The following is a 24,969-nucleotide window of genomic DNA, read 5'->3' on the forward strand; positions in this document are numbered from 1 at the left end:
GGGCGCCCTCCTGGGTGGGTGCGGGTCTCAACCTGCCGCCGCTATCGTCCCGTTCGTCCTCGCGGCCTTCTTCAGTTCGAGGTCCCGGCGGCGCCTGCGGGCCAGCACCACGCGGCGTTCGGCCGCGGTGAGGCCGCCCCAGACGCCGTAGGGCTCGGGTTGCAGGAGTGCGTGTTCCCGGCACTCGACCATGACGGGGCAGCGGGCACAGACACGCTTGGCGGCTTCCTCGCGGGAGAGCCGGGACGCGGTGGGTTCCTTGGAGGGGGCGAAGAACAGCCCGGCCTCGTCACGCCGGCACACGGCCTCCGTGTGCCACGGGGCGTCCTGATCCCTGTCTCCCACTGGCACCCGCTGGGGCGGAACAGCAGCGACCTGCAGGGACGAATGCGGCGGATGCAGCACGGTCTACTCCTGACGACGGCTTCGCGAGCGAGAGACGATGCAGCAAGGCCTACCCGCTGTGCGCGGGCCTATGCACTGAGTCCCGAACCGCTGGAATTCGTTGTCAACACCGTGTGGTCACAACCGGACCGGATCGCTCGGGGGCTGTCCGGGCGTGGTCGAATTCACAACCGTCAACGATCCAGATGTTTGCGCAAATGATCGTCCACCTTGCGGGCGACATGGTCGGTGACCCGACCGAGGAGGTCGGAGATCACCTTGCCCCGCTTGGGTTTCGCCTCGACGCTCCCGAGGACGGCCAGCCCGTCCACATAGACCACGGGGGCGTCGGTCTCGCTCGAATCCAGCGCGTCCACCGTGAAGTCGCCGAGGACGGCGCCGCCGCTGCCGCGCAGCGAGACGTTCTCCGGGACGCGGATCTCGACGCTGCCGAAGACCGAGATCGCCTTGATCATCACCTGACGGTGCTCGAAGAGCGCCTCGCTCAGGTCCAGTTCGACACTGCCGAATATCGCCCAGGCGTGGATACGGCGCCCGGGCCGCCAACGGCCCTTGCGCGTCGAGGCGCTGAAGACGGCGACCAGACGGTCGTCGGGGTCGATCGGGATGGCGCCGGGCGTGGGCCGGTTGGGCACGGAGGAGACGGGCGGCACATACACCTGGCCCGCCTTGCGGGCCTGGCCGGCCGGCAGGTCCCGTACGAAGACGTCCAGCTCGCCCACCGTCTTCGCGGCGAGCACGCCCTCGACCCGCTCGGCGTGCTCGTCCGCGGTGAGGCGGCCCTCGGCGAGAGCGTCGCGCAGGAGGTCGGCGATCCGGTCGCGGTCGGCGTCGGAGGCGCGCAGTTCGGCAGCGGACAACGGCGGTTCCTGGGTGGGGCGCTTCTGAAGGTCCACGGCAGCAGCGTACCCACTCGCGATAGATCGCGACCAGAGGTGTGGACAACTCGGGGCCGACGAACTGAGCCTTACCTCACAAGCCCGGCCCCCGAGGCAGGTTCTACGCTGGTGGACGCTGCCGATGGAGGCCAGCCGCGCCGTCTTGTCGAGCGCCGAGCGCCGAGTGCCGAGTGAGGAATGGGCGACATGCCTGAGTTCGAGTACACCGATCTGCTCCCCATGGGAGAGGACACCACCCCGTACCGGCTGGTGACCTCCGAGGGTGTCTCCACCTTCGAGGCCGACGGGCGGACGTTCCTCAAGGTGGAGCCGGAGGCGCTGCGCAAGCTGGCCGCCGAGGCGATCCACGACATCCAGCACTATCTGCGTCCGGCGCACCTCGCGCAGCTCCGCCGGATCATCGACGACCCCGAGGCGTCGAGCAACGACAAGTTCGTCGCGCTCGACCTGCTGAAGAACGCGAACATCGCGGCCGCCGGTGTGCTGCCCATGTGCCAGGACACCGGTACGGCGATCGTGATGGGCAAGCGCGGGCAGAACGTCCTCACGGCGGGCGGCGACGAGAAGGCCCTGTCCCAGGGCATCTACGACGCCTATCTGAACCTCAACCTGCGCTACTCGCAGATGGCTCCGCTCACCATGTGGGAGGAGAAGAACACCGGGTCGAACCTGCCGGCGCAGATCGAGCTGTACGCCACCGACGGCGGCGCGTACAAGTTCCTGTTCATGGCCAAGGGCGGCGGCAGCGCCAACAAGAGCTTCCTCTACCAGGAGACGAAGGCCGTCCTCAACGAGGCCTCCATGATGAAGTTCCTGGAGGAGAAGATCCGTTCGCTGGGTACGGCCGCCTGTCCGCCGTACCACCTCGCGATCGTGGTGGGCGGCACGAGCGCCGAGTACGCGCTGAAGACCGCCAAGTACGCCTCCGCGCACTACCTCGACGAGATCCCGGCCGAGGGGTCGCCGCTCGGGCACGGGTTCCGGGACAAGGAGCTGGAGGAGAAGGTCTTCGAGCTGACGCAGAAGATCGGGATCGGCGCGCAGTTCGGCGGCAAGTACTTCTGCCACGACGTGCGGGTCGTCCGGCTGCCGCGGCACGGTGCCTCCTGCCCTGTCGCGATCGCCGTGTCCTGCTCGGCCGACCGCCAGGCCGTCGCGAAGATCACCGCCGAGGGCGTCTTCCTGGAGCAGCTGGAGACGGACCCGGCGCGGTTCCTGCCGGAGACCACGGACGAGCACCTGGAGTCCGACGGCGACGTGGTCGAGATCGACCTCAACCAGCCGATGGACGACATCCTCGCCGAGCTGACCAAGTACCCGGTGAAGACGCGGCTCTCGCTCTCGGGGCCGCTGGTCGTGGCGCGCGACATCGCGCACGCCAAGATCAAGGAGCGGCTCGACGCCGGCGAGGAGATGCCGCAGTACCTGAAGGACCACCCCGTGTACTACGCGGGACCGGCGAAGACTCCCGAGGGGTACGCGTCGGGGTCGTTCGGTCCGACGACGGCCGGGCGGATGGACTCGTACGTGGAGCAGTTCCAGGCAGCCGGCGGCTCCAAGGTGATGCTGGCGAAGGGCAACCGGTCGCAGCAGGTCACGGACGCGTGCGGGACGCACGGCGGCTTCTACCTCGGCTCCATCGGCGGCCCCGCCGCCCGCCTCGCGCAGGACTGCATCAAGAAGGTCGAGGTCGTCGAGTACGAGGAGCTCGGCATGGAGGCCGTCTGGAAGATCGAGGTCGAGAACTTCCCGGCGTTCATCGTCGTCGACGACAAGGGCAACGACTTCTTCAAGGACCCGGCCCCGGCACCCACGTTCACGTCGATCCCGGTGCGGGGGCCCGGGCTGGCGTAGCGCCCCCTCGGACACCTGAGGAGTCATGACGGCGGCGGGCCCCGGGACCGGGGCCCGCCGCCGCGCGTCATGGTCACCCTCACGGGGTAAGGCCGGGAACACCACGGGCGGCCGGGACGCTGTACCGGGCATGAGTGACTACCGCGTCGAACACGACTCCATGGGCGAGGTCCGCGTGCCGGCGGACGCCAAGTGGCGGGCCCAGACCCAGCGGGCGGTCGAGAACTTCCCGATCTCCGGGCAGCACATCGAGCGTGCCCACATCGAGGCCCTGGCCCGGATCAAGGGCGCGGCCGCGAAGGTCAACGCCGAACTGGGCGTGCTCGACAAGGACATCGCCGAGGCGATCCGGGAGGCGGCCGAGGAGGTCGCGGAGGGCCGCTGGGACGAGCACTTCCCGGTGGACGTGTTCCAGACGGGCTCCGGGACGTCCTCGAACATGAACACCAACGAGGTCGTCGCCACCCTGGCGAGCGAGCGGCTCGGGCGCGACGTGCATCCGAACGACCACGTCAACGCCTCGCAGTCGTCCAACGATGTGTTTCCGTCCTCCATCCACATCGCCGCCACCGCCGCCGTGACGCGTGACCTGATCCCGGCCCTGGAGCATCTCGCCGACGCCCTCGCCCGCAAGTCCGTGGAGTTCGCGGACGTCGTGAAGTCCGGTCGTACACATCTGATGGACGCCACACCGGTGACTCTCGGCCAGGAGTTCGGCGGCTACGCGGCCCAGGTGCGGTACGGCGTCGAGCGGCTCACGGCCTCGCTCCCCCGGCTCGCCGAACTCCCCCTGGGGGGAACGGCGGTGGGGACGGGCATCAACACGCCGCCCGGCTTCTCCGCCGCCGTCATCGCGGAGGTCGCGCGGGTCACCGGACTGCCGCTCACCGAGGCGCGGGACCACTTCGAGGCGCAGGGCGCACGGGACGGGATCGTCGAGACGTCCGGCCAGCTCCGTACGATCGCCGTCTCCCTCACCAAGATCGCCAACGATCTGCGGTGGATGGCGTCGGGGCCGCGGACCGGTCTGGCGGAGATCTCCCTGCCCGACCTCCAGCCCGGCTCCTCGATCATGCCCGGCAAGGTCAACCCGGTGATCCCGGAGGCCGTGCTCATGGTCGCCGCGCAGGTCACGGGCAATGACGTCACGGTCACCACGGCGGGCGCCTCCGGCAACTTCGAGCTCAACGTCATGCTGCCGGTGATCGCCAAGAACGTCCTGGAGTCCGTCCGGCTCCTCGCGAACGTCTCGCGGCTGCTCGCCGACCGGACCGTGGACGGGATCGTCGCCGACCGGGAGCGGGCCCGTGAGTACGCCGAGTCGTCCCCGTCCGTGGTCACCCCGCTCAACAAGTACATCGGATACGAGGAGGCCGCGAAGGTCGCCAAGAAGGCGCTCGCGGAACGCAGGACCATCCGCGAGGTCGTCCTGGACAGCGGCTACGTGGAGCGTGGCGATCTGACACTGGAGCAGCTCGACGAGGCGCTGGATGTACTGCGGATGACGCGGCCGTGACGGGACGGCGAGTTCCGGCCTTCGTGGGTGTCCTCCGGGTAACCGATTCCCGCCAAGGCGTGAACCGTGACCGGTGCCGCAGCGTCGTATGCGCATGACACCTAATATCTGCGCATGGGAGACGACGGAGTGGTGAGACGAGTGGAAGCGGGCGGGTCGACGGCGTTCTGGGAGCCCGGCAGTCAGATCCTGTGGCGCTACCGGGAGAACGGCGGCGAGAGCTTCCACATCGCGCGTCCGGTCACAGTGGTGCGCGACGACGCGGAACTGCTGGCCGTGTGGATGGCGCCCGGTACCGAGTGTGTACGGCCCGTGCTGGCGGACGGCACCTCGTTGAACTCGGAACCCCTGACGTCCCGCTACAAGAAGCCGCGCGGGGTGCGGCTCGGCCGCTGGTCCGGCTCGGGGGTGCTGAAGCTGGCGCGGCCGGGCGAGCCGTGGTCGGTGTGGCTGTTCTGGGAGCAGGGTTGGCGTTTCAAGAACTGGTACGTCAATCTGGAGACGCCACTGGCCCGTTGGGACGGCGGTGTGGACTCCGAGGACCACTTCCTGGACATCTGCGTGTACCCGGACCGAACGTGGAACTGGCTCGACGAGGACGAGTTCGCGCAGGCCCAGCAGGACGGTCTGATGGACGCGTCGGCGGCCCGAGGGGTACGGGAGGCGGGGCTGTCGGCGGTCGAGGTGATCCGCGCGTGGGGCCCGCCGTTCTCGGACGGCTGGCAGCACTGGCGCCCGAATCCGGCGTGGGGGGTACCGTCTCTCCCGGAAGACTGGGACCGTACGCCCGCGCAGTTGTCCTCATGAGACCCTTGATGCGCCCCCGGTCCGCAACCGTAGGATCGTCCTCCGCAATGGTTCACAGGGGCAACTCCCGCAGTTCGGGCAGGGCTTGACCGTACGTCACCGAGGGGCGGCAAGACGTGATCAAGGGGTACGAGTGTTACACCGGGGCGAGCCGGAGACGGCCCGACGGACGGGCAGTACTGCCCTTCGGCGAGCCCGCCGGTACCGTGTGTGCCACAGGAACTGCCTCTGACCACGCGGGAATTCCGTTCCCAGGACACGTAATCCGGGTATCGGCCTTTCTGCGGGACGAAGGATCGGGTTTGCGGGACGCACTGCGCTCACGACGCGCAGTCCCGGACGGATGGATTCGACACGCGTGACGGAGCACCCCACCTCCCACGAGCGCCCTCAGGGCGGCGCCGGCCCCACGGATCCCCGCGGGGCGCTTCTGCGTACCCAGGAGCCGATGCGCACCGCGCCCGCCACGGCCTTACCCGCTCAGGCACGCAAGGGTGACGCACCGGCCGAGCCGGGCACCGCGGCCCCGTGCGCGAAGAGCGGACAGGCGCCCTCGGAGCACGCCCAGCCGGCGCTCTCCGAGCACTCGCAGCCCGCGGCCACCGAGCCCGATCCGCACCGCCCGAGGCCCGCGCCGGAGACCATCCCGGCGCAGCCCGGCGGTGAGCCGGACCGGTCCGGCTCGGCGGCGGGCGGCCTGGAGCGGCGCGGCGGGCAGGGAGTGCCGCCCGGCGCTCCCATGCCCATGCGGCGTGACGGCGACCGGCTGCGCTTCGTGGGCGCCGCGACCCGGCGGATCGCCCGGGGCATCGACCTGGACGAGATCGTGATGGGTCTGTGCCGGGCCACCGTGCCGACGTTCTCGGACGCGATCCTCGTCTATCTGCGCGAGCCGTTGCCGGTCGGTGACGAGCGGCCCACCGGGCCCATGGTGCTGCGGTTGCGCCGCACCGACCGGATCCCGGAGGAGCGGGACACCGAGGGCGGCTTCATGCCCTCGTCGCTCCAGCCCGAGCAGCCCGTCGATCTCGCGGTCGTCACGGCCGAGCAGTGCGAGGTACGGCCCGGAGGGGCGCTCGCCGAGGTGCTGCGGGGTGTGCGCCCGGTCTTCGCGGACGCGCCCGCCGCGCACGACGCGCTGCCGGAACTGCTGGGCCCGGACGCGGAACTGACCGTGCCGACCGGCCAGCGGGCGATCCTCGCCCCGCTGCGCGGGCGGCGCCGGGTGATCGGCGCGGCGGTGTTCCTGCGCCGCCCGGAGCGGATGGCGTTCGAGCAGGACGATCTGCTGGTCGCCGCCCAGCTCGCCACGCACAGCGCGCTCGGCATCGACAAGGCGGTGCTCTACGGCCGCGAGGCGTACATCGCCGACGAGTTGCAGCGCACGATGCTGCCGGAGGCGCTGCCGAAGTGCACCGGCGTGCGGCTCGCGCACCGGTATCTGCCGGCCGCCGAGACCGCGCGGGTCGGCGGCGACTGGTACGACGCGATTCCCCTGCCGGGGAGCCGGGTCGCGCTGGTCGTGGGTGATGTGATGGGTCATTCGATGACCTCGGCCGCGATCATGGGTCAGCTGCGGACCACCGCGCAGACGCTGGCGGGGCTGGATCTGCCGCCGCAGGAAGTGCTGCACCATCTCGACGAGCAGGCCCAGCGGCTCGGTACGGATCGCATGGCGACCTGTCTGTACGCCGTGTACGACCCGGTATCGCACCGGATCACCATCGCCAACGCCGGGCATCCGCCGCCGGTCCTGCTGCATCTCGGCGGGCGTGCCGAGGTGCTGCGGGTGCCGCCGGGCGCGCCGATCGGTGTGGGCGGGGTGGACTTCGAGGCGGTCGAGCTGGACGCGCCGGCCGGTGGCACGTTGCTGCTGTACACCGACGGGCTCGTGGAGTCCCGGCTGCGGGACGTGTGGACCGGGATAGAGCAGTTGCGGGAGAAGCTGGCCGCCACCGCGCAGTTGACCGGGCCGGATCACCCTCCGCCGCTGGAAGCGCTGTGCGACGAGGTGCTGGACATGCTCGGCCCGGGGGACCGCGACGACGACATCGCGCTTCTTGCCGCGCGCTTCGATGGGATCGCTCCCAGCGACGTCGCCTACTGGTTCCTGGAGCCGGAGGAGATGGCCCCGGGGCGGGCGCGTCGGCTGGCCCGGCACGCGTTGTCCCGATGGGGCCTTGAGGAGTTGACCGACTCGGTCGAGCTGCTCATCAGCGAGGTGGTGACGAACGCGGTGCGGTACGCGACGCGGCCCGTCACCCTGCGGTTGCTGCGGACCGATGTGCTGCGGTGCGAGGTCACCGACGACGTGCCTCAGCTGCCCCGGCTTCGGCAGGCTCGGGCGACGGACGAGGGGGGCCGTGGGCTCTACCTGGTCAATCGGCTGGCGAAGCGGTGGGGGGCCACTCGGTTGAGTGCGGGGAAGGTCGTGTGGTTCGAGCTCAACCAGGCGTGAGGGATTTCGCGGGAGCGCCGTAGGGCTTCCGTGAGTTCGGCGGGTGCGGGTGCGGTGGGACTTCTCCCGCAGTTCCCCGCGCCCCTGGGGGGCCTGCGGCCCCCAGACGCGCAAAGGGCGCCCGGTGGTTCACCGGGCGCCCTCCGCTTTTCTCGATCGCTAGTCGTCCACCTGGGGATCGTTCGGGTTCGTCGGGAACTCGATACCCCCGTCGTCGCCCGTCGGGGTCTCCTCCGGGGTGGTCTCCGGGGTTTCCTCCGGGGTGGTCTCCGGGGTCGTCGGGGGCTCGCTGGTCGGCTCGTCCGTGGTGGGCGTCTCCGACGGGGTCTCGGACGGCGTCTCCGAAGGAGTCTCGGACGGCGTCGCCGACGGGGTCGGGGACTCCGTCGGCGCGACCGCGGCACCCTGCTTGGTGTCCAGGTCGAACTTGGTGGTCTTGCCCATCACGCCGAAGGTGTACGTGGCCCAGATCCGGGCCGGGAAGCCACCACCGTTGATCCGGGGCTCGCCGAGGGCGTTGTACATCGAGACGTGCTTGCCGTTCTTGCTCATGTCCTCGCCGAACAGGCCGACGGAGGTCACGAGGTTCGGCGTGTAGCCGGTGAACCAGGCGGAGCGGTTCTCGTCGGAGGTACCCGTCTTGCCGGCGACCTGCTGGCCGTTGCGGGCCGGGTTGTCACGGACGGAGGTCTTGGCCGTACCGTCGTCGACCACGCCGGTGAGGACCGAGGTGACCGTGTCGGCGGCCTCGACGCTGATGACCTGCTCGCCGATCGGCTCGGGGAACTCGACCTCGCCGTCGCGGTGTTCGGCCGAGGCGATGATGGTCGGGGTGACCTTCTTGCCGTGGTTGTCGAGGGTGGCGTAGATGCCTGCCATCTCCAGCGGGCTGGCGCCCATGGAGCCCAGGGTCTGGGCGGGCACGGCCTCCATGCCCTCGGTGTCCATGCCGAGCTTCCCGGCGACCTCCATGACCTTCTCCATGCCCACGTCGACGCCCATCTGGGCGAAGACGGAGTTGATGGACTTGTTCATGGCGGCCTGCACGGTGACGTCGCCGTAGTTGACGTTGTCCTCGTTCGGCGGGGCGAAGCCCACCGCGGTGCCGTCGTCCGTGACCTTGTGCCGGCTGTCACCGTCGTAGACCGTGCTGGCGGTGATCGGGTCGCCGTCCTGCGTCTCGGCGTCCTCGTCGACGGCCGCGGCGAGGATGACCGGCTTGAAGGTGGAGGCGGGCTGGTAGTCCCGGCGGGTGGCGTTGTTCGTGAAGTGCTTCACGTAGTCGACACCGCCGTACATGGCGACGACCTTGCCCGTCTTCGGGTCCACGGAGACGGCGCCGGCCTGGATGTGCTTGTCGACCTTGCGCTTCTTCGGGTCGAGCTTGCTGGTGAGGCGTTGCTTCACGGCCTTCTCCAGCGCGGCCTGCTTCTTCGGGTTGATGTTCAGCGTGACGGTCCAGCCACCCGCGTCGATCTTGGTCTTGGCCTCTTCGAGGTTGTCCGCCGCGTCGTTGGCCACGAGTTGCCTGGCCAGCTGGTTGTTGGCGGCCGTGACCAGGTAGCCGTTCTGACCCTCCATGTCGGGGGCGGCCTGGGGCTCCTTCGGCTTGGGGAGCTTCATGCCCTCCCGCTCCGAGGCGGTCAGCTTGGTCAGATCCTGCATCTCGACCATGTTGTCCAGCACGTAGTTCCAGCGCGCGGTGACCAGCTTCTTGCCGGTCGGTGTGGCGGTGGACAGGTCGTACTGGCTGGGAGCCTGGAGCAGGGCGGCGAGGTACGCGCCCTCCCGGACGTTGAGGTCCTTGGCGTCCTTTTGGTAGTACGCCTGGGCGGCGGCCTGGATGCCCCAGGCGCCGCGGCCGTAGTAGCTGGTGTTGATGTAGCCCGCGAGGATGTAGTCCTTGGACTCGTTGCGCTCCAGCTTCAGCGAGATGACCAGTTCGTTGAGCTTGCGGGTCACCGTCTGGTCGGACGTCAGGTAGTAGTTCTTGACGTACTGCTGGGTGATGGTCGAGCCACCCTGCTTGCCCTTGCCGGAGAGGGTGTTGATCACACCGCGCGCCATGCCCTTGAAGTCGACGCCGGGGTCCGAGTAGAACGTCTTGTTCTCGGCGGCGACGAAGGCGAGCTGGACCGGCTTGGGGACGTCCTCGAGTTCCACGATCTCGCGGTTGGTGTCGCCGGTGCGGGCGAAGATCTTGCCGTCGGAGGTCTTGTAGACGTTGCTCTCCTGCAGCGCCTCGGGGTTCCCCTTGGGTATGTCGATCATCAGGTAGAGCACGATGAAGGCGCCCATGCCGAGCAGACAGACACCGAAGAAGGTGCCGAGGATCTTCTTCCAGGTGAAGAGGCGGCGCAGGAAGCTCTGCTGGCTCTTCTGCTGCTTCTTGCCGCCGGCCTTGGCCGCCGCGCGCGCCGCCGCCCGGCCGCCGCCCTCCGGCGCGCCTATGACGGTCGTCGTGCCCGCTTCGCCCCCGGACGAGCGCTGGGGCGCCGCGCGGCGACCGCCGCGCTGCCGCGCTCGTCTTTCTTCCGCTCGTCCCATGGCTCCGGTCCGCTCCGCATTCTGCTCGGTCTCATACGTCACTCGGGTCTTGTCGGCTCAGCAAGCTAACACCGAGGACCATGACAAGAGGGAGTCGGTCCGCTCTGTGGCGACGTGACAAAGCGCACGCGCGACGCGTGTCCACAGACCTCATCCCACCGGAACGGACGTTCCAGCAGGGGCGATGGTTGCCCCACTCGACTCACCAGTTCCTGACGGCCTCGGTGACAGAACCGTGACAATCAGCTCTGACCTGCGCCCTCTCACCATCCGACGAGGGGCTATACACGGCATGTATACGTGCGGTGTATACCCCGTGTGTACAGTCGTGCTCATGTCCATCGGTCACACCCTCCTGGGACTCCTGGAGTCCGGGCCCCGACACGGTTACGACCTGAAGCGGGCCTTCGACGAGAAGTTCGGTCACGACCGGCCGCTGCACTACGGCCAGGTCTACTCGACGATGTCGCGGCTGCTGAAGAACGGCCTCGTCGAGGTCGACGGCATCGAGCCCGGCGGCGGCCCCGAGCGCAAGCGGTACGCGATCACCGAGGCCGGCATCACGGATGTCCAGCGGTGGCTCGCGACACCCGAGAAGCCCGAGCCGTATCTGCAGTCGACCCTCTACACGAAGGTCGTCCTCGCCCTGCTCACCGACCGGAACGCGGCCGACATCCTCGACACCCAGCGTTCCGAGCACCTGCGCATGATGCGCATCCTCACCGACCGCAAGCGCAAGGGCGACCTGGCCGACCAGTTGATCTGCGACCACGCCCTGTTCCACCTGGAGGCCGATCTGCGATGGCTGGAGCTGACCGCCGCCCGACTGGGCAAGCTGGCCGAGGCGGTGACCCGGTGAACCCGACCTCCTCGCCGGCCCCCGCCGGTTCCCTGCTCGTCGCGACCGATCTGCGCAAGTCCTACGGCCCGACCACCGCGCTGGACGGCGCCGAGTTCTCCATCCACCCCGGCGAGGTCGTCGCGGTGATGGGCCCCTCCGGCTCCGGCAAGTCGACGCTGCTGCACTGCCTCGCCGGGATCGTGCCGCCCGACTCGGGCTCGATCACGTACAACGGCCGCGAGATGGCCACCATGAACGACGCCCAGCGCAGCGCGCTCAGGCGCAGCGAGTTCGGGTTCGTCTTCCAGTTCGGCCAGCTCGTGCCGGAGCTGACGTGCGTGGAGAACGTGGCGCTGCCGCTGCGGCTGAACGGCGCCTCCCGCAAGGAGGCCGAGAAGACTGCCCTCGGCTGGATGCAGCGCCTGGAGGTCGACGACCTCGCCCGCAAGCGGCCCGGCGAGATCTCCGGCGGCCAGGGCCAGCGGGTCGCCGTCGCACGGGCGCTGGTCACCAACCCGCGGGTGCTGTTCGCGGACGAGCCCACGGGGGCGCTCGACTCCCTCAACGGCGAGCGGGTGATGGAACTGCTCACCGACGCCGCCCGGTCCACCAACGCCGCCGTCGTCCTGGTCACGCACGAGGCGCGGGTGGCCGCGTACTCCGACCGCGAGATCGTCGTACGCGACGGCAGGTCCCGGGACATGGAGCGCGTCATATGAGTTCCGCCGTGTTCCGCCAGTGGTACCGGGACCTGGCGATGGGGATGCGGTTCACCTTCACCGGGGGCCGCGAGGGGTGGGTGCGTGCCGTGCTCACCGCCGTCGGGGTGGGACTCGGGGTGGCGCTGCTGCTGCTCACCGCGGCGGTGCCGAACCTGTTGTCCGCTCGGGAGGCCCGTGCGGAGGCCCGGGAGGACCGGTCGATCGGCTACCTCGACGACCAGTCGAAGCCGACCGGCGAGAGCCTGGTCATCGCCGACACCGACACCGAGTACCGGCAGCGGGAGATCCGGGGGCGGCTCCTCCAGCCCGAGGGCGCGAAGGCGCCGCTGCCGCCCGGGGTCGCCGAGTTCCCCGCGCCGGGCGAGATGGTCGTCTCCCCCGCCCTGTCCGAGCTGCTGGAGTCCGACGCCGGGAAGCTCCTGCGCGAGCGCCTGCCGTACGAGATGGTGGGCACCATCGGCCAGGCCGGGCTCATCGGCTCGACCGACCTCGTCTACTACGCCGGCAGCAAGGAGATCGCCGACCGGGTCGACGGCTCGGTGGTGGCGCGGATCGACGCGTTCGGAATGGACACCACCGGCCTGCCCGACGATGAGGTCGACCCGATCCTCCTCCTGCTCACCCTGGTCGTCTTCGTGGTGCTGCTGATGCCGGTCGCCGTCTTCATCGCCACGGCCGTACGGTTCGGCGGCGAGCGGCGCGACCGCAGGCTGGCGGCGCTGCGGCTGGTCGGCTCCGACGGACGGATGACCCGTCGGATCGCGGCGGGTGAGGCGCTCGCGGGCTCCCTGCTGGGGCTGCTCTTCGGCGCCGGCTTCTTCCTGCTCGGCAGGGCGGTCGCCGGCTCCGTCGAGGTGTTCGACATCAGTGTGTTCCCCAGCGACCTCGACCCCTCCCCCGGTCTGGCCCTGCTGGTCGCGGTCGCGGTGCCGACCGCCGCGATCCTCGTCACCCTGTTCGCGCTGCGCGGTGTGGTCATCGAGCCCCTCGGCGTGGTCCGCAAGGCCAAGCCGCCGCGCCGCAGGCTCTGGTGGCGACTGCTGCCGCCGCTCGCCGGCCTCGCCCTGCTCTACCCGATGATCGGCCAGGGCTCGGAGAACGGGGAGTTCAACGAGTACATGGTGACCGGCGGTGTCGTCCTGCTGCTGGTCGGCATCACCGCACTGCTGCCCTGGGTCGTCGAGGCGTTCGTCGCCCGGCTGGGCTCCGGCGCCGTCTCCTGGCAACTGGCCGTACGCAGGCTGCAGTTGAGCAGCGGTACGGCGGCCCGCATGGTCAACGGCATCGCGGTGGCGGTGGCCGGCGCGATCGCCCTGCAGATGCTGTTCTCCGGCATCGAGGCCCGGTACGAGGTACCGACCGGGCAGGACACCACGCGGGCACAGCTGGAGCTCGTCCTGCCGGAGGACGCCCGGGTGAGTGTCGTCGGCGAGAAGCTGAAGCGGGCCAGAGGCGCACAGACCACCGCCGCGCTGTCCAGCGCGGCGGTCTCCGCCACGGCCAAGGACCCCGAGCTGCTGACGGACCTGACCGTCGGCGACTGCGCCGCGCTGCGCGAACTGGCGACGATCCCCTCCTGCCGCGACGGCGACGTCTTCCGGGTGGAGTCCGCGGACGACCCGAGCGTGACGGAGCCGGCCGTTCCCGGGAAGACGCTCTACTTCGACCCGACGTACACCGGCGACGAGCAGGGCGCCGAGATCGCCTGGAAGCTGCCGGCCGCGGTGCGCGAGGTGCCGGAGCGCGTCGACGCCTTGCGGAACGGGACGGTGGGGCTGCTGGCCACCCCCGGCGCCCTTCCGGCGAAGACGGAGAGCGAGTTCTACGGCACGATCTACGTACGCACCGACCCCAAGGTGCCGGACGCGCTCGACGAGGTGCGCAACGCCGCCGTGGCGATCGATCCGCTGATCCGGACCTGGGAGTGGGAGACGACGAGGCGGGTGGACCAGTTCGCGGACATCCGCACCGGGCTGCTGGTCGGTGCCGCCGCCGTGCTCACCCTCATCGGCGCGAGCCTGCTCGTCTCCCAGCTGGAGCAGTTGCGCGAACGCAGGAAGCTGCTGTCGGCGCTGGTCGCCTTCGGCACCCGGCGTCGCACGCTGGGCCTGTCCGTGCTGTGGCAGACGGCGATCCCGATCACCCTCGGCCTCGTCCTCGCCTCGACGGTCGGGGTGACCCTGGGCGCGGTCCTGCTGCGGATGACGAACGTGAAGGTGTCCGTCGACTGGTCGGGGGTGCTGGCCATGACCGGCATCGGCGCGGGCGTCGTCGTCCTGGTCACCGCGCTGAGCATGCCACCGCTGATGAGGATGATGCGGCCGGAGGGGCTGCGTACGGAGTAGGCCGGTGCCGCGGCACCGCCTCGGCACCGTCACACTGGACCCCGTCAACCGCTCGCCCCGGGAGTGAGGACGGCATGTCGCTCGACACCTTGAGGTCCTTGATTCCGGACTACGCCAAGGACCTGCGTCGCAACCTCGACGCGGTTCTCGGTGACTCCGGGCTGTCGGCGCAGCGGTTGTGGGGCACGGTGCTGGCCACGGCCATCGCCTCGCGTTCGGCGATCGTGCTGCGCGAGCTGGCGCCGGAGGCGAGGGCGCGGCTGTCGCCTCAGGCGTACACCGCGGCGAAGTCCGCGGCCGCGGCGATGGCGTTGAGCAACGTCTTCTTCCGTACGCGGCATCTGCTGTCCGACCACGAGTACGGCGCTCTGCGGACGGGGCTGCGGATGAATGTCATCGGTGATCCCGGGGTGGACAAGGTCGACTACGAGCTGTGGGCGCTCGCCGTGTCCGCGATCAATGGGTGCGGGGCGTGTCTGGACTCGCACGAGCGGGTGCTGCGCGGGGCCGGTGTGAGCCGGGAGACCGTGCAGGAGGCGTTCCGGGTGGCTTCGGTGGTGCAGGCGGTGGGGGTCACGTTGGAGGCGGAGGCGGTTCTCTCCGAGTAGGGCGCCGGGGTGGGACGGGTGGCCTGGAATCGCCTGGGAGCGGGGGGGTGGGGTCGTAGGGCGGTCGCGGCTCGAAGGTGGCTGATCGCGCGGTTCCCCGCGCCCCCGAAGGAGCCGCGGCCCTTCGGAAATGCGCTCGCGCGTACCTCGCCTTTCTTGCAAAGCTCACCCCATGGCCTCCCTCCCCTCCCCCACCTTCGAAGAACTCGTCGCCGAAGGCGATGCCGTGCCCACCGACGGATGGGACTTCTCGTGGTTCGAGGGGCGGGCCACGGAGGCACGGCCGTCGTGGGGGTACGCGCGGGCCATGGCCGAGCGGCTCGGGCGGGCCTCGGCGGCGTTGGACATCCAGACCGGGGGCGGTGAGGTGCTCGCTTCCGCTGCACGGCTTCCGGCGCTGACCGTGGCCACGGAGGGGTGGCCGCCGAACGTCGCGAAGGCGACCGCGCTGCTGCACCCCCGGGGCGCGGTGGTGGTGGCCAGTGCGCAGGACGCGCCGCTGCCGTTCGCCGACGGGGCGTTCGACCTGGTCACCAGCAGGCACCCGGTGCGAGCGCACTGGGCGGAGATCGCCCGGGTGCTACGGCCCGGCGGCACGTACTTCGCGCAGCATGTGGGACCGAGCAGCGCCTACGAACTCGTCGAGCACTTCACCGGTCCCCTGCCGGAGGAGAACCGGAGCGCCCGTCATCCGGACGGGGAACGCGCCGGCGCCGAGGCGGCCGGTCTGGAGATCGTGGATCTGCGGGCCGAGCGGCTGCGGATGGAGTTCTACGACATCGGCGCGGTCGTGCACTTCCTGAAGAAGGTCGTCTGGATGGTGCCCGGTTTCACCGTCGAGGCGTATCTGCCCCAGCTCCGCTCCCTGCACGAGCGGATCGAGGCCGAGGGGCCCTTTGTCGCGCACAGCGCCCGCCATCTGTTCGAGGCCCGCAGGCCGCCGACCGCCTGAGCCGGTTGTCCACATCGTTATCGCCCGCGGCTTGGCTTATCCGGGTCTACTCGCGTAGGTTCAGACCAAGGTAATTCGCGCCAGCAAAGCTGCGCGGCACGGCCTCGCGCAGTGGAGGGGGCTGCGCGACGCCGGGCACCCCGTCGTCGGCGTCAAGCGCGCGTTCTGCCGACGCTTCACCCGTACGGGGGCGCCGGAGCGCTTCTCCCCGGAAGTCGCACAACGATACGCAAACCCCACATTCCCGCCGAGATTCCTTCATTCTCCCTTGGAATCCGCTGGCATTCGGCCATGATCACCCTTCGATCACGCCCTGAATGAAGGCTTCCGCGCTCACCGCCGCGCTGTCGTCCGGCTCCGGAGAGTAGTTGTGGCACGCCGATGCACGCAGCATCACTCACGAAGGGTTATGGTGGAAACCCCCCCTCGGGCCGGTCCGTCTCCCCCCCACGGACCGGCCCGTTTTTTCTGCCCGGAAGGCGGCCCTCCGAAGAGGCCGCGCCCTGGGCCCCGGGCACCCGCCGACCCCGCACACCCCTTGGCGCAGTTGGCCTCCAGCCCCGGTAGGCTCTGCCCACCTAGGGGACTGCCACCGCACCGGAGGGGCTGGAAGACGTGAACCTGCGCGACAAACTGCGCGGCCTGCTGGTCAAGGTCTACGCACGCAGGGTCGAGGGTCACCTCGACCACGCCCAGGTGCCCAAGCACATCGGCGTGATCGTGGACGGCAGCCGCCGCTGGGCGAAGGCCGCGGGCTCCACCACGGTGCAGGGCCACCAGGCGGGGGCCAACAAGATCGAGGAGTTCCTCGGCTGGTGCACCGAGACGGACGTGAAGGTCGTCACTCTCTGGCTGCTCTCCACGGACAACTTCAACCGCCCGAAGGAAGAGCTCGTCCCGCTGCTCGGGATCATCGAGGACACCGTCCGCTCCCTCGCCGCCGACGGCCGCTGGCGTGTGCACCACGTCGGGGCGCTGGACCTGCTGTCCCCCGGGATGCAGCGCGCGCTCAAGGAGGCCGAGGAGGCCACCGCGGACGTCGACGGGATACTGGTCAACGTGGCCATCGGGTACGGCGGGCGCCAGGAGATCGCCGACGCCGTCCGGTCGATGATCCAGGACGCGCAGGAGCGGGGCACCTCGATGGAGGAACTCGCCGAGGAGGTCTCCGTGGACCTGATCGGCAGCCACCTCTACACCGTCGACCAGCCCGACCCGGATCTGGTGATCCGTACGAGCGGCGAGCAGCGGCTGTCCGGATTCATGCTCTGGCAGACCGCCCATTCCGAGTACTACTTCTGTGACGTCTTCTGGCCGGCCTTCCGGAAGGTGGACTTCCTGCGCGCCCTGCGTGACTACGCCGCGCGACACCGCCGTTACGGAGGCTGAGACTCCGCCCCACGGGTGAGGTGCGCAGGACCCTCACCGGGACAGAAGTAACGAGGAGTTCACCGGGCCGCCGTCGTACCGCTTGGCATGGCAGCGCACGTTCGAGGGCATAAGCCAGTCAGGTCGATGCCCGAACCACGGGTGTCGGATCTCAGCGGGCGGCTCGGGGCCGTCCGCCCGGGAGGCCCTTTGCACCAGCCCGATCGTGCGGTCACAGCACGGACGAAGCAGCGGAGGGCCGGTCACCGGCCCGTGCAACGGTGCCGACGACCGGCCCAGTTCGAACCCGTCGCTCCCCGACCTCATCCGAGGGGGTACGTCCTTCCGTGGTGACCAGCACAAAGCGCCGTATGCCAGACCGGCGCACCTACGTTCTCGACACCAGCGTCCTGCTGGCCGACCCGAATGCTTTGAGCCGCTTCGACGAGCACGAAGTCGTGCTGCCGATCGTGGTGGTCACGGAGCTGGAGGCGAAGAGGCACCATCCCGAGCTCGGCTACTTCGCCCGGCAGGCCCTGCGCCTGCTCGACGAGTTCCGGGTCCGGTACGGCCGTCTCGACGCCCCCATCCCGATCGGGGACCTCGGCGGCACCGTACGGGTCGAGCTCAATCACTCGGATCCCAGCGTGCTGCCGAGCGGCTACCGCCTGGGGGACAACGACTCCCGGATCCTCGCGGTCGCCCGCAACCTGCAGGCCGAGGGCTTCGACGTCACCGTGGTGTCGAAGGACCTCCCCCTCAGGATCAAGGCGTCCTCCGTGGGCCTCCTCGCCGAGGAGTACCGCGCGGAGCTGGCCATCACGGACGCCTCCGGGTGGACCGGGATGTCCGAGCTGACCCTGCCGGGCGAACAGGTCGACATCCTCTTCGAGGAAGGGTCGATCCATGTCCCCGAGGCGAGCACGCTCCCCGTCCACACCGGCCTGACGATCCAGTCGGAGCGCGGCAAGGCGCTCGGCCGGGTGACGCCCGACGGCAACGTCCGTCTGGTGCGCGGCGACCGGGAGGCGTTCGGCATCAAGGGGCGCAGCGCCGAGCAGCGCATCGCGCTGGATCTGCTGCTCGACCCGGACGTGGGCATCCTGTCGATGGGCGGTCGGGCCGGCACCGGCAAGTCGGCGCTCGCGCTGTGCGCGGGTCTGGAGGCGGTGCTCGAACGGCGCCAGCACCAGAAGGTGATGGTCTTCCGGCCGCTGTACGCGGTGGGCGGGCAGGAGCTCGGCTATCTGCCCGGCTCCGAGTCCGAGAAGATGAGCCCCTGGGCGCAGGCGGTCTTCGACACGCTGTCCGCGGTCACCAGCCGCGAGGTCATCGAGGAGGTCACCGCACGCGGGATGTTGGAGGTTCTGCCGCTGACGCACATCCGCGGCCGTTCCCTGCACGACGCGTTCGTGATCGTGGACGAGGCACAGTCCCTGGAGCGGAACGTCCTATTGACCGTTCTGTCCCGGATCGGGGCGAATTCACGGGTCGTTCTGACCCATGACGTCGCCCAGCGCGACAATCTGCGCGTCGGCCGCTACGACGGTGTCGTCGCGGTCGTCGAGAAGCTGAAGGGTCACCCGCTCTTCGCCCACGTCACGTTGACGAGGTCCGAACGGTCCCAGATCGCGGCCCTTGTGACCGAAATGCTGGAGGACGGGCAGATTTAGCACGACTTCCGCACCAACCCCGGGGCGCCGCCCGGCAAAAGGCTCAGCAGCCTAGCCGGGCGGCGCTTCGGTGCGTGGGGGTTTCCTGGAATCTCCAGCGTCAAACGAGGTGTGAGCTTTCACACTCACCACTGAATTGCCTCCCGGTGTCGGGTTACGGCAGAGTCTCATTCCTGTCAGGCCCCGCATACGACACACCTGTACCCCCAGCGGTACGGAACAACAGCACCACCACGTCAACTCCACAGCGTCGTCGTATGCCGCCCGAGCACCACACGGCGCTCCCGCAAGGGAGTTGCCCGTCGGGCCCGCGCCTCCGTGACCCCGCAGTTGGGAGGCCAGCGTCAGGGGCACGATTGCGTCCGCCAGGGTCACCGAGGCGGGCGATGCTGGAAGGAAACCGTGTGAGCCGGATTTCGGTCCGGGGATTCGCAGTGGCCTCGGCCACCGCGGTCACCGCAGTCGGCAGTGTCGTCGGAGTTGCCTCGGGCAGCACCGCCCAGACGACCACTGACGACGCCGAGGCGGTCGCGAACGACACCACGTTGCTCGCCGACATACCTGTGGGCCAGCAGGCCCAGGTGCAGACCGCGTCCCTGACTGCTCAGGCCGACGCCCAGGCCATCGCCGCCGACGCGAGCGCCCGCAAGGACGCCGAGGAGACCGCCCGTAAGAAGGCGGCCCAGGACGCGATCGACAAGCAGAAGGCCGCGGAGAAGGCCGAGCAGGAGCGCAAGGCGAAGGAAGCGGCGGAGGCTGAAGCCAAGTCGAAGTCCGCTGCCGCCGGCTCTCTCGGTGACATCCCCGCGCAGAGCTCGTACACCATCGCCGAGATCCAGGCGATGGCGAAGGCGGTCGTGGCCAGCGACCAGTGGACGTGCTTCAGCAACATCGTGAACCACGAGTCCACCTGGAACTACAAGGCCGTCAACCCCTCCTCGGGTGCCTACGGTCTCTTCCAGGCCCTGCCCGGCTCGAAGATGTCGTCCGCCGGTTCCGACTGGCAGACCAACCCGGCCACACAGATCAAGTGGGGCCTGAACTACATGGAATCGCGCTACGGCAGCCCGTGCGAGGCCTGGTCGTTCTGGCAGGCCAACCACTGGTACTAGGCCGGTCGGCGACGGGGTGACGCCCATCCGCCGCTCAACCCTGCGAAGCCCTCCGCCGTCCTTTGGTGGGGGGCTTCGGGCATGTACGGTCGGAGCCCCCGAGAGGAATCGCAACCTCCGGGAGGAGTGGTGACCCACAGGAGCGGCGGGGGAAGAGGACGGATGATGTCGCGAGTTCCAGGGTGGCTCGGCCGGCTCGGCGCCGGACTGAGCGGGTGGGGCGAGCGGTTGGAGCGACGCCGGGCGGAGATGGAGGCGGAGGACGCGGAAGGGTCGGCCGCCTCCGAAGACGGCCGGGGCGCAGCCGGGCCTGGGACTGGGACCGGGGCTGGGACCGGGACCGGGACTGGCGACGACGGTACGGGCGGCTCTGATTCGACTGCTGAGGCGGGTGGTTCCACCGGCCCCACGGGTGCGGCGGGTTCTGCCGGGTCCGCGGGCTCTCGGAGTCGGCCGACCGCCCCTGTCCTCTCCACGCGTCCGGATCCCGCGTCGGCGGTGCCCTGGGGGATGCGGGTGGCGGCCGAGGCCGGATGGCGGCTGCTCGTGCTCGCGGGCACCGTCTGGGTGTTGATGCGGGTCATCAGCTCCGTACGGCTGCTGGTGCTGTCGTTCACCGCCGCTCTGCTCGTCACCGCCGTGCTCCAGCCGACCGTGGCACGGCTGACCCGGCACGGCGTACCGCGCGGCCTCGCCACCGCGCTGACCGCCGCCCTCGGGTTCATCGTCATGGGACTGATCGGCTGGTTCGTCACCTGGCAGGTCATGGAGAACATCGACGACCTCTCCGACCAGATCCAGGACGGCATCGACGAGTTGCAGCGCTGGCTGCTCGACAGCCCGTTCCACGTCACCGAGAACCAGATCAACGACATCGCGAAGAACCTCCGCGAGGCGATCAGCGACAACACGGACACGATCACCTCGGCGGGACTGGAGGGCGTGACCGTCATCGTCGAAGCGCTCACCGGCATCCTCCTGACGATGTTCTCCACCCTATTCCTGCTCTACGACGGCAAGCGGATCTGGCAGTGGACCCTGAAGCTGGTGCCGGCGGCGGCCCGGCCGGGGGTCTCGGCGGCCGGGCCGCGCGCCTGGCAGACGTTGACGGCGTATGTGCGCGGCACGGTGGTCGTGGCGCTGATCGACGCGATCTTCATCGGCCTGGGGATCTACTTCCTGGACGTGCCGATGGCGGTCCCGCTGGCCGTGTTCATCTTCCTGTTCTCCTTCATCCCGCTGGTGGGTGCGGTCGTCTCGGGCGCGCTGGCGGTCGTCGTGGCACTGGTGACACAGGGTGTCTTCACGGCCGTCATGACGCTGGCCGTCGTGCTCGCCGTGCAGCAGATCGAGGGGCACATCCTCCAGCCGTTCATCCTCGGCCGGGCCGTCCGGGTGCATCCCCTGGCCGTCGTGCTGGCGGTCGCCGCCGGTGGCATGATCGCGGGGATCGGGGGTGCGGTGGTGGCCGTGCCGCTGGTCGCCGTCACCAACACGGTGGTGGGGTCGCTGCGCGCGTACGCGGACGAGCAGCAGGCGCGGGAACTGCACGACACCGCCTAGGGCAGCGGGCGGAGGCGGGTGGTCGGGCTAGGCGGACGGGTCGGCGGACGGGTCGGCGGACGGGCTTTCCTGGTGGCGGTGTTCGTGGCGCAGGAGGACCACGCCGTTGCCGAAGGTACGGGTCTCGACCAGGCGCAGGCCGGTGGGCGTCGCCGTGTCGGCTGCCGGGAAGAGCCGCTTGCCGGCTCCCAGGAGCACGGGGTGGACGTAGACGCGGTACTCGTCGACCAGGCCGTGCCGCATGAACTGGGCCGCCAGTTCGGCGCCGCCCACGACCAGGTCACCGCCGTCCTGTGCCTTGAGCGCCTCGATGTCCTTCACGACGATGTCCCGGACGATAGTGGTGTGCCGGTCCCCGTGCCGCAGGGTCCGGGAGTAGACCAGCTTCGGCTTGTTCCGCCAGATCTCGGCGAAGTCGGCCACGGGACGTGGGGTGCCGGGGTCCCGGTCGGCCGTGGGCCAGTAGGCGTCCATCAGCTCGTACGTGACGCGGCCTTCGAGGAAGACGCCCATGCCACGGAGGACGTCGTTGAAGTGCGTGTGCAGTTCGTCGTCGACCAGGTGCCAGTCGATCTCCCGGTTCGGGCCCTCGATGTAGCCGTCGAGGGACACGGACATCATCAGGACGAGCTTGCGCATGGGGCCTCTCGGGTGTCGGGCTGCTTCGAGTGTGTTCGCGTGTGTTCGGGTGTGTGGGCGGTCTCGGGTTCGGGTGTCTCGGGTTTCTGGGTGCCTGGGGTGTTGCGGCTTGTGAGGGAGAGGATCGCCTGTACGGGGGCCGGTCGCACGGACGTGGGTCGCGGCGGGGAATTTCGGTCGCCCGTGTCGGCGTACCGGCCCAGGGTTCCCCGGATGGATGTTCGAGGAAGTCGAGGGTTGGTGGATCGGGCTTGGAGCCACTGGGACGGGCCGCGCGGGACGACGACGAGGAGTCGGTCAGGGCCCTTCTCGACGGCGGTGCCGATGTCAACGGGCGGTCGCCCGGCGGGCTGACCGCGTTGATGCTGGCGGCGGGGGCCGGCGCCCACCACGCGGCGGACGCGCTGCGGGAGAACGGGGCGTACGTGGCACTGCGGGACGAACACGGCCGCAGCGCGCTCGACTTCGCGGAGGAGGGCGCCGAACGGCACCCGGAAGAGCCCGGGTACCTGATGATCGTCACCGATCTGGAGAAGTACTTCGGCAGACGAGCCGACTTCGCGACGACGATGGAGCGGGCGATCCGGTTCGGTGATCCCGAGAGCGACATCTGGTTCAGGGCCATCTCGGCCCTGGACGGCTGGGCGGACGACGAGGCCGTGGCAGGGGCGGAGGTGGCACTGAACAGTCCCCGGGCGTCCGAACGGTACTTCGCGGCCGACCTGCTGAGGTCCTTCCGCCTCTACAACGCCTCCCTGCGCAACGGCGCACACCGGACGCGGCAGGCGGCGGCGCTGCTGCGGGCGCGACTGGCGGTGGAGGACCATCCAGCCGTCCTCGGACTCGTCATCCAGGGGCTGGTGGAGCAGTCCGGCTTCGCCGACGACGCCCGGGAGATCCTGCGGCACGCCGGTCATCCGCACCGCGAGGTCCGGGCGGCGGTCGCCTACGCCGTGTACGTCTCCCAGGACGTCTCGCCGGACGTCTCCCCGGACCTGGGGGGCCGCGAGGCCCGTACGACCCTGGAGGCCCTGCTCGCCCTGGCTCGCGACCCGTGCGCCGAGGTACGCGGCCACGCGGTGGCGAGCCTTTCCTGTCTTTTCGACCCCGCCGAGCCGGTTCCCGCCGTGCACACCGCCCTGCGCCGCGCTCTGCACGACCCGGACCCGTCCGTGGTCCATGACGCGGCCTGCGCGCTGGGCAAGCTCGACAGCGGGCGCCGGCTGCCCTTCCGCGCCGAGCAGATCCTCGTACGGCGGTATCTCGACGAGCCGGGTGAGAGCCGGTACTACGCGCGCGCGTTCCGGGTCATCGAGCGGTGGCCCCGGGAGCGTCTGTGGGACGTACGGGATTCGCTGCCGGAGTGAGTGGGTGGCGGGTCCGTCGGGTCAGCTTCCCTCGCTGCCGGTGTCGGTGCCTGTGTCCGCGGCGGTCTCGGGCTCGGCCGTGGTGCGGGGGAAGGAGACCTCGACACGGCGGTTCTTCTTGCGGCCCTCTTCGGAGGAGTTGTCGGCGATCGGGTAGTCCTCGCTGTAGCCGCGCACCTCGAAGGTGACGTTGCCGCCCAGGTCCGCGGCGAGGAGGTCGTGGACCGCCTCGGCACGTTTCTTGGAGAGGGTCAGGCCGTGGGCGTAGGAGCCGAGGTTGTCCGTGAAGCCGAAGACGCGGACCGTGCCCGCGTTCTGCTTCTTGATCTCCTCCGCGATCGTCTGGATGCGGGAGCGGGCCTGCGGGTTGAGCTTCGCGCTGTTCTTCGGGAAGAGGACCTCCGCCTGGAGCGCGAACGTCACGTTCTCGTTGGTGTCCTCGCGGCGTTCCTCGCCGCCGAGGTCCTCCACGACCGACTTGATGTCCAGGACCTTGGCGGGCGCGAGGGTGGCCCCCTGGGCGAGCTTCAGGCCAGGGCTGTTCGCGTCCACCTCCGGGGGTGGGGACGTGGTGACGGTGCCTGGAGGTTCGCTGGGGTCGTCCGCGGCGGCCGGGGAGGGCGTCGCAAGCGTGAGGGCGGCCAGGACGGCGAGGGCCGCGGTGACCCGTGGGGTGAGGACGGTCATGGTCACTCGCCCTCGGAGAGTTCGATCGTGGCGGGGGGCATGGAGCCGACCTGGAAGTCGACCGAGGTGGTGCCTTCGGGGGGTGCCGGGAATTGGGCGAACCACTGGGCCGTGGCGCCCTCGTCGACGCCGCCGGTGAACTTGGTGCACAGGCATCGGCCCGAGGTGTCACGGAGAACGAGGTACCTCTTCCTGCCGGACTGGTCGACGAGGTTGGCACCCGCGATGGAGGCCCCGTTCTTGGCCAGCTCTTTCTCGTCGCCCAGCCAATTCGCCGGGACCCAGGCCTCTCCTGTGTTGTTCACGACGGTTCCCTCGACGGTGACGAACCCTCCGTCGTCCCTCTGAGCCGACGTCACCGTGAGCGTCAACCCGTTCTCCCCCTTCACCTCGGCCAGCACCGAGTCGGTGGCGGGCGCCGACGCATCCTGCTCACCGCCGCTGCCTTCTTCCTTCGGTGACGGCGTCGAAGACGAGCCCTTGTCGGACGACTTGTCGTCGTCACCTCCCCCGCCGCAACCGGCCACCGTGAGGAGCAGCCCGGTCGCGATCGCCACCGCGGTCACTGCCCTGCGGCCCTTCATGGTGTGCCGAAGGTTCATCGGT

The 24,969-nt window shown here is 69.8% G+C and carries 20 protein-coding genes; 14 read left to right on the plus strand and 6 right to left on the minus strand.

Annotation, left to right across the window (positions count from 1 at the left end; translation table 11 throughout):
- Positions 1-27: 27 nt before the first annotated feature.
- Positions 28-405 carry a WhiB family transcriptional regulator gene (locus K1J60_RS15505; RefSeq protein ID WP_220646731.1) on the minus strand — a complete coding sequence of 126 codons (378 nt, stop codon included), beginning with the start codon at positions 403-405 and terminating at the stop codon, positions 28-30.
- 173 nt (positions 406-578) lie between these two features.
- Entirely contained in the window at positions 579-1,301 is a 723-nt protein-coding gene (locus K1J60_RS15510) for a DUF1707 SHOCT-like domain-containing protein (RefSeq protein ID WP_220646732.1), read from the minus strand.
- Positions 1,302-1,490: 189 nt separating this feature from the next.
- Between K1J60_RS15510 and K1J60_RS15515 the strand changes: the two genes are divergently transcribed.
- The 4 genes from K1J60_RS15515 (at position 1,491) to K1J60_RS15530 (ending at position 7,939) form a co-directional block, all read left to right on the plus strand.
- Positions 1,491-3,158 carry a fumarate hydratase gene (locus K1J60_RS15515; protein ID WP_220646733.1) on the plus strand — a complete coding sequence of 556 codons (1,668 nt, stop codon included), beginning with the start codon at positions 1,491-1,493 and terminating at the stop codon, positions 3,156-3,158.
- 130 nt (positions 3,159-3,288) lie between these two features.
- Positions 3,289-4,674, plus strand: coding sequence for a class II fumarate hydratase (locus tag K1J60_RS15520; protein WP_220646734.1), 1,386 nt, complete (start codon positions 3,289-3,291; stop codon positions 4,672-4,674).
- 114 nt (positions 4,675-4,788) lie between these two features.
- Positions 4,789-5,481 carry a cytidylyl-2-hydroxypropylphosphonate hydrolase gene (gene fomD / locus K1J60_RS15525; RefSeq protein ID WP_220646735.1) on the plus strand — a complete coding sequence of 231 codons (693 nt, stop codon included), beginning with the start codon at positions 4,789-4,791 and terminating at the stop codon, positions 5,479-5,481.
- A 343-nt stretch (positions 5,482-5,824) separates the two neighbouring features.
- Positions 5,825-7,939 carry an ATP-binding SpoIIE family protein phosphatase gene (locus tag K1J60_RS15530; protein ID WP_220646736.1) on the plus strand — a complete coding sequence of 705 codons (2,115 nt, stop codon included), beginning with the start codon at positions 5,825-5,827 and terminating at the stop codon, positions 7,937-7,939.
- A gap of 159 nt (positions 7,940-8,098) precedes the next feature.
- On the opposite strand, the gene K1J60_RS15535 is transcribed toward K1J60_RS15530, so the two are convergent.
- Positions 8,099-10,486 carry a transglycosylase domain-containing protein gene (locus tag K1J60_RS15535; RefSeq protein WP_220646737.1) on the minus strand — a complete coding sequence of 796 codons (2,388 nt, stop codon included), beginning with the start codon at positions 10,484-10,486 and terminating at the stop codon, positions 8,099-8,101.
- Between the two features lie 334 nt (positions 10,487-10,820).
- Here K1J60_RS15535 and K1J60_RS15540 point away from each other — a divergent pair, with 334 nt between their 5' ends.
- From K1J60_RS15540 to K1J60_RS15580, 9 genes are all read left to right on the plus strand, one after another.
- Positions 10,821-11,345: a PadR family transcriptional regulator gene (locus K1J60_RS15540; protein ID WP_033531809.1), complete on the plus strand. Its 525-nt coding sequence runs from the start codon at positions 10,821-10,823 to the stop codon at positions 11,343-11,345.
- Positions 11,342-12,046, plus strand: coding sequence for an ABC transporter ATP-binding protein (locus tag K1J60_RS15545; RefSeq protein WP_220646738.1), 705 nt, complete (start codon positions 11,342-11,344; stop codon positions 12,044-12,046). Before K1J60_RS15540 ends, K1J60_RS15545 begins: the two co-directional genes overlap by 4 nt.
- Positions 12,043-14,394, plus strand: a complete 2,352-nt coding sequence (locus K1J60_RS15550) for an ABC transporter permease (protein ID WP_220646739.1) — start codon at positions 12,043-12,045, stop codon at positions 14,392-14,394. The genes K1J60_RS15545 and K1J60_RS15550 overlap by 4 nt, the downstream gene beginning before the upstream one ends.
- Positions 14,395-14,468: 74 nt before the next feature.
- Complete coding sequence (locus K1J60_RS15555; protein WP_220646740.1) at positions 14,469-15,002, plus strand: carboxymuconolactone decarboxylase family protein; 534 nt, start codon at positions 14,469-14,471, stop codon at positions 15,000-15,002.
- 172 nt (positions 15,003-15,174) lie between these two features.
- Positions 15,175-15,954, plus strand: a complete 780-nt coding sequence (locus K1J60_RS15560) for a class I SAM-dependent methyltransferase (protein WP_220646741.1) — start codon at positions 15,175-15,177, stop codon at positions 15,952-15,954.
- A 615-nt stretch (positions 15,955-16,569) separates the two neighbouring features.
- Positions 16,570-17,343, plus strand: coding sequence for an isoprenyl transferase (locus K1J60_RS15565; RefSeq protein ID WP_220646742.1), 774 nt, complete (start codon positions 16,570-16,572; stop codon positions 17,341-17,343).
- A gap of 326 nt (positions 17,344-17,669) precedes the next feature.
- Positions 17,670-18,995 carry a PhoH family protein gene (locus tag K1J60_RS15570; RefSeq protein ID WP_220646743.1) on the plus strand — a complete coding sequence of 442 codons (1,326 nt, stop codon included), beginning with the start codon at positions 17,670-17,672 and terminating at the stop codon, positions 18,993-18,995.
- Between the two features lie 386 nt (positions 18,996-19,381).
- Positions 19,382-20,107, plus strand: a complete 726-nt coding sequence (locus tag K1J60_RS15575) for an aggregation-promoting factor C-terminal-like domain-containing protein (RefSeq protein ID WP_220646744.1) — start codon at positions 19,382-19,384, stop codon at positions 20,105-20,107.
- 165 nt (positions 20,108-20,272) lie between these two features.
- The gene (locus K1J60_RS15580) at positions 20,273-21,670 is read left to right on the plus strand and encodes an AI-2E family transporter (protein WP_220646745.1); all 1,398 of its coding nucleotides are present in this window, start codon (positions 20,273-20,275) and stop codon (positions 21,668-21,670) included.
- A 27-nt stretch (positions 21,671-21,697) separates the two neighbouring features.
- Here K1J60_RS15580 and K1J60_RS15585 read toward each other — a convergent pair whose 3' ends face one another.
- On the minus strand, positions 21,698-22,309 hold the full coding sequence (locus K1J60_RS15585) for a dihydrofolate reductase family protein (RefSeq protein WP_220646746.1): 612 nt from the start codon (positions 22,307-22,309) through the stop codon (positions 21,698-21,700).
- A gap of 251 nt (positions 22,310-22,560) precedes the next feature.
- Here K1J60_RS15585 and K1J60_RS15590 point away from each other — a divergent pair, with 251 nt between their 5' ends.
- Positions 22,561-23,676, plus strand: coding sequence for a HEAT repeat domain-containing protein (locus K1J60_RS15590; protein ID WP_220646747.1), 1,116 nt, complete (start codon positions 22,561-22,563; stop codon positions 23,674-23,676).
- A gap of 21 nt (positions 23,677-23,697) precedes the next feature.
- On the opposite strand, the gene K1J60_RS15595 is transcribed toward K1J60_RS15590, so the two are convergent.
- A complete protein-coding gene (locus K1J60_RS15595; protein ID WP_398683224.1) occupies positions 23,698-24,369 on the minus strand; it encodes an OmpA family protein in 672 nt (223 codons plus the stop codon).
- On the minus strand, positions 24,366-24,965 hold the full coding sequence (locus K1J60_RS15600; protein ID WP_220646749.1) for a hypothetical protein: 600 nt from the start codon (positions 24,963-24,965) through the stop codon (positions 24,366-24,368). Before K1J60_RS15600 ends, K1J60_RS15595 begins: the two co-directional genes overlap by 4 nt.
- Positions 24,966-24,969 lie beyond the last annotated feature (4 nt).

Source organism: Streptomyces akebiae (assembly GCF_019599145.1).
Classification (GTDB): Bacteria; Actinomycetota; Actinomycetes; order Streptomycetales; family Streptomycetaceae; genus Streptomyces; species Streptomyces akebiae.